Annotated in this window: 8 protein-coding genes and 2 pseudogenes; all 10 read left to right on the forward strand. The window is 40.8% G+C overall.

Features of this window, described 5'->3' with window-relative positions; translation table 11 throughout:
• Window positions 1-29 precede the first annotated feature (29 nt).
• A pseudogene (locus BA70_RS21035) lies at window positions 30-242 on the forward strand (HK97 family phage prohead protease); the annotation flags it as partial.
• Window positions 243-386: 144 nt separating this feature from the next.
• Window positions 387-1,568, forward strand: coding sequence for a phage major capsid protein (locus BA70_RS18565; RefSeq protein WP_034325213.1), 1,182 nt, complete (start codon window positions 387-389; stop codon window positions 1,566-1,568).
• A 10-nt stretch (window positions 1,569-1,578) separates the two neighbouring features.
• Entirely contained in the window at window positions 1,579-1,761 is a 183-nt protein-coding gene (locus tag BA70_RS20220; RefSeq protein WP_051691199.1) for a hypothetical protein, read from the forward strand.
• 182 nt (window positions 1,762-1,943) lie between these two features.
• Window positions 1,944-2,285, forward strand: coding sequence for a head-tail connector protein (locus BA70_RS18575; RefSeq protein WP_034325214.1), 342 nt, complete (start codon window positions 1,944-1,946; stop codon window positions 2,283-2,285).
• Window positions 2,221-2,364, forward strand: coding sequence for a phage head completion protein (locus tag BA70_RS19170; protein WP_239646715.1), 144 nt, complete (start codon window positions 2,221-2,223; stop codon window positions 2,362-2,364). Before BA70_RS18575 ends, BA70_RS19170 begins: the two co-directional genes overlap by 65 nt.
• Before the next feature lie 21 nt (window positions 2,365-2,385).
• A pseudogene (gpG, locus tag BA70_RS21040) lies at window positions 2,386-2,574 on the forward strand (phage tail assembly chaperone G); the annotation flags it as partial.
• A complete protein-coding gene (locus tag BA70_RS18585) occupies window positions 2,523-2,771 on the forward strand; it encodes a phage head completion protein (protein ID WP_078061774.1) in 249 nt (82 codons plus the stop codon). The pseudogene gpG and the gene BA70_RS18585, both read left to right, overlap by 52 nt.
• Window positions 2,764-3,147 carry an HK97-gp10 family putative phage morphogenesis protein gene (locus BA70_RS18590; protein WP_034325216.1) on the forward strand — a complete coding sequence of 128 codons (384 nt, stop codon included), beginning with the start codon at window positions 2,764-2,766 and terminating at the stop codon, window positions 3,145-3,147. The genes BA70_RS18585 and BA70_RS18590 overlap by 8 nt, the downstream gene beginning before the upstream one ends.
• A 20-nt stretch (window positions 3,148-3,167) precedes the next feature.
• On the forward strand, window positions 3,168-3,320 hold the full coding sequence (locus BA70_RS20100) for a phage major capsid protein (RefSeq protein WP_239646717.1): 153 nt from the start codon (window positions 3,168-3,170) through the stop codon (window positions 3,318-3,320).
• 10 nt (window positions 3,321-3,330) lie between these two features.
• Window positions 3,331-3,692, forward strand: a 362-nt coding sequence (gp17, locus tag BA70_RS18595) for a tail completion protein gp17 (RefSeq protein ID WP_034325218.1), incomplete at its 3' end; no start/stop codon positions are given.

Here is a 3,692-nt window from a genome sequence, read left to right on the forward strand (position 1 = left end):
GGTCCGATTGTGAGGGACAATCCGAATATGTGGAAGGCTATGCTTTGAAATTTGAAAAATGGTCCGAGCGTTTGGGGTGGTTCAAAGAAATTATCAGTAGAAGCGCCTTAGAATCTACCGACCTATCAAACGTCATTGCACTTTTTAACCACCGAGAGGATTTTCCCCTAGCGAGAAATACCGTTTCAGGGGAGTCAGGGCGGCTTGAACTCGAAATAGATGGCATAGGTCTTAAAGGTAGGTGCCCGCAGTTTAGAGAAAGTAGAAGAAATGAAAGAACAACGAAGCACACCAACAGATGAAACTTTAAAAATTGAATTGGAGCTATTAAGCCTTGATCTTCCAGAGTAAGGCTTTTTTGCGTTCTATGAGGAGGAAAAATAAAAATGTCTAAAAAAGAAATTGAATTACGTCAGCAGTTTACGCGAAAGAAAGAAGAAGCAGATAAAGCACTAGCAGAAGGAAAAAACGATGAAGCGCGTCAGCTTCTTGATGAAGTGAGAGAGCTTAAAAATCAAATTGAATTGATGGTAGAAGGACGCTCACTGAACGTGCCTGATTTACCTGGCGGTGAAAATTTTGTGCCGGAGCTAGAACGCAACCCGGAGGGACGGAAGGGAAGCGAAGGAGATAAAGAAGAAAGGCAGCAGCAATACCGTAAGACTTTTATAAAGAAATTAAGAGGAAAAAGACTTACCGATGAAGAGCGTGACCTTTTGGACAGTGAGGAATTCAGAGCAATGTCAGGCAAAAATGATGAAGACGGCGGGATTTTGATTCCTGAAGACATTGGAAGGCTAATCCATGAACTTAAACGAACATATGAACCACTTGAGCAATATGTAACGGTTGAACCTGTTACGGGCCGATCAGGATCACGTTTGTTAGAAAAGAATTCTGATATGGTGCCGTTTGCCCGTCTCGAAGAATTAGAGGAATTACCTGAGTCTGATCAGCCAAAATTCACAAAAATGAATTATGCTATTGAGGATTTTGGAGGCATCATGACCTTATCAAATTCAATGTTAAGCGACTCTGATCAAGCAATTATGCGATATGTCGCTAACTGGTTTGCAAAAAAGTCAGTTGTCACCCGTAATAGCCTGATTTTGGAAGTGATTGAATCTTTGAAAAAAGTAGAGATTGAGGGATTGGATGGAATTAAAAAAGCTTTAAATGTCACACTTGATCCCCTTGTATCCCCAGGAGCTATCATGATGACAAACCAAGACGGATACAACTGGTTAGATACACTTAAAGACGGAGAAGGTAAATATTTAATGCAGCCAGATCCTACAGATCCAACAAAGAAACTTTTTGATGGCCGACCTGTTGTAAGTATTTCTAACAAAGTCTTGAAAACACAAAAGGGTAAAGCACCAATCATCATCGGTAATTTAAAAGAAGCAATCGTTCTATTTGACCGCGAACAACAATCAATTGCTTCTACAGACGTAGGAGCAGGGGCCTTCGAAACAAACACTACGAAAGTCAGAGCAATTGAACGAGAAGACGTCCGAAAATGGGATGACGAAGCGGTAGTATTTGGACAAATTACGATCCAATAAGGAGGACACGATGGGATATACAACAAAAAATTACACCACTGATGGCGGGGATCGAACTGTCATCGGTGGTGTTTTAGAATTTGCAGCAGCAAAGAAAATCCTCTTTTCATTCAAGGGATGCAAGGTGAACAAGGTCCTAAAGGTGATACTGGCCCTCAAGGCCCAAAAGGAGACAAAGGAGATCCCGCAGTAATTGAAACAGGGGCTATCAAGAACGATCATTTAGGCGATGGTTCTGTAAACTCACGGACAATCGGTAAAGGTAGTGTCAAGTGGGAGAACATCAATTCCGAAGTACAAAAAATGATCACTGATTTAGAGTCGAGAGTCGACCAACTTGAGGGTAAAGAAAATACAGAATAAGTAGGCGGTCTTATGGATTTAAAAATGCTGAAAGATGAATATTTAAAAGTTGATACCGACCAAGATGACGCCTTGCTTAAAACCTTAATTACTGCAGCAAAGGAATATATCAGAAACGGAATAGGGCGTTATACAGAAGGTAACGCTCAATTTGAACTTGTAGTAGGGATGTTAGTCGAGCATTGGTACGAAAACAGAGGGATGTATGAGTCAGGTGTTTCCGGCTCAAACATCCCTTTTACTGTTCATGCTTTGCTGACTCAACTTCGATATGTGGATGTGAAAGGTAATGAAGAAGATAAGCAAATTGAATCGGAGGTTAATCTTCCAAGTAAAGAAAAGGGTGCAGGATGACGAGCTGAATTGGAATGAAACCTATGAAAATGTTTTTGAGACATGGGGTGAAATTGAAGGATCCTCCGGCTCAAAGTAAGAACAGGTTTCTGTTTTTTATTGTAAAGTGTTCGGAAACAAGTTTACTGCAGAAGAATTTGATAATGGTATTGACGCGCGTCTTTTGACCAAAACCATCTTCGCAACTGCACATTATGTGATCGGAAATATCGTTGAAGCAAGCAATATTCTGGTTCAATTGAAGGATTTTCCGGCTCAAAGTCAGACACGCTTGTGGCTGGTGCGTTAGGCGTAAAGTCACCAAAGAAAATCACAATTAGATATCGTGAAGACGTTAAACAAGATATGCGAATCCTTCACCAAACGGGAACCGATGACGCAGGAGAGCCAACATACCGCACTTTCGATGTAATGGATTATAACGACATAGAAAACAAAAAGAAACGACTTGAAGTCACTTGTAATGAGGTCGGCATAAATGGCTGATATGGATATAGAAGGGTTCGAAGATCTAACGAGATATTTCAACAAGATAGGTGACGACGTCGAAAAAGCTGAAAAGATTGCCCTTAAAGCTGGTGGAGAAGTAATAGCAGAGCACCAAAAACGTAACGTGAATAAGAGTTCAAAAAATCAGCCTCACATGGTCGATAACATCACTGTTTCAGCTGCAAGAGAATCCAAAGACGGTGAGCTGTTTATAACCGTTGGACCAAATAGAAAAGTCGCTTACAGAGGTCGCTTTTTAGAATGGGGCACGTCTAAAATGCCGCCGCATCCTTTCATTGAAAAAAGTGCAATTGAAGGGGAGGGACAAGCTGTGAAGATCATGGAAAGAATTATCACGGCACCTATTAAATGAGCCTGGAAGTGATTGAATCTTTGAAAAAAGTAGAGATTGAGGGATTGGATGGAATTAAAAAAGCTTTAAATGTCACACTTGATCCCCTTGTATCCCCAGGAGCTATCATGATGACAAACCAAGACGGATACAACTGGTTAGATACACTTAAAGACGGAGAAGGGTTTCCCTGAAACCTATTAAATGAGCCTTGATGCAAAGAAAGAATTGAGTGCAGCGTTAATAAAAAACAAAGAGTTAAAGCAGCTTGTCACGGGTGGTTTTCATAACCTTGTGGCAGATGATGTGGCCGCATTCCCCAGGGTTGTATTTTCAGAGATTACAAATAGGGACCAGGAGTACAGAGACAACCATTCGGCAGCAAGTGAGGTACGGTTCCAACTAAGCATATTTTCAAAAGCAGACACACGGAAAGACGAAACAGAAATAGCGAAAGAAATAGATCGTCTTATGAAAGATTTAGGTTACGGAAGATATGATTCAGTGGATCTTTACGAAACAGATACAAAAATCTTTCACAGAGGCATGAGGTACGTCAAAACATT

It is taken from the genome of Bacillus zhangzhouensis, from assembly GCF_000715205.1.
Lineage (GTDB): Bacteria > Bacillota > Bacilli > Bacillales > Bacillaceae > Bacillus > Bacillus zhangzhouensis.

What these genes read in the sequence shown, in the direction of transcription:
- BA70_RS19170 (WP_239646715.1), top strand. Translation starts at nt 2,221, where the DNA reads ATGAAGAAGATAAGCAAATTGAATCGGAGGTTAATCTTCCAAGTAAAG.
- BA70_RS18565 (WP_034325213.1), top strand. Translation starts at nt 387, where the DNA reads ATGTCTAAAAAAGAAATTGAATTACGTCAGCAGTTTACGCGAAAGAAA.
- BA70_RS18575 (WP_034325214.1), top strand. Translation starts at nt 1,944, where the DNA reads ATGGATTTAAAAATGCTGAAAGATGAATATTTAAAAGTTGATACCGAC.
- BA70_RS18590 (WP_034325216.1), top strand. Translation starts at nt 2,764, where the DNA reads ATGGCTGATATGGATATAGAAGGGTTCGAAGATCTAACGAGATATTTC.
- BA70_RS20220 (WP_051691199.1), top strand. Translation starts at nt 1,579, where the DNA reads ATGGGATATACAACAAAAAATTACACCACTGATGGCGGGGATCGAACT.